Source organism: Alphaproteobacteria bacterium (genome assembly GCA_024244705.1).
In the GTDB taxonomy this organism is placed as follows: Bacteria; Pseudomonadota; Alphaproteobacteria; order JAAEOK01; family JAAEOK01; genus JAAEOK01.
In genome coordinates this window covers 1-579 of record JAAEOK010000126.1, presented here as the reverse complement: position 1 = coordinate 579, position 579 = coordinate 1, and the positions used below count along the sequence as shown (strand labels likewise).

Sequence of the window (579 nt, the reverse complement as noted above, 5' to 3'; positions counted from 1 at the left end):
GGACTGGTCAAAACATCTACTGCGTCACTTACTCTAACAGGTGTGGTAAGTATGTCCTTAGCTGTATTATAGACTCCTCTGCCTAATGCTATTGGAGTATCTACTAATGCTGATTTTGCATATCCTACAGGGTTATTATACGCATTCTGAACTTCAGATGACACTTGGTTTGCAACGCCAATTATATCATTACCAACTCCGATAACGGCATTGGCAGGCACATTACCCCAAGTAGAATCAAGTGTCGGTATAGACGGCAGTTGATAACTTCTGGTCGTCAACCCTTCAGGGTCGATATATTTTAAAGGATTATTTTGGACATACAAGTATAAATTTAGACCTTCTCCGACTGGGTCAACGCGCATGTATCGGCCTGTCTCAGGATCGTAGTATCTGTTCCAGTTATAGTGGAGGCCGGTTTCAACGTCGTAGTATTGGCCGGCAAATCTATGATTATTCTCAATTTCTTCTACATCTATAGAACAGTTGCCAAAAGTGTCGGATACGGCAGACCATTTCACTGTACCCGCCGTGTTCGTTATCTTCTGCGGTGTACCCTGATGATCGTTGTGGTACCAG

1 protein-coding gene is annotated in these 579 nt (G+C 43.4%); it reads right to left on the bottom strand.

Annotated elements, in window-relative coordinates:
• The coding region (locus GY791_21680) for a hypothetical protein (GenBank protein MCP4331004.1) at positions 1-579 on the bottom strand (579 nt) is incomplete at both ends.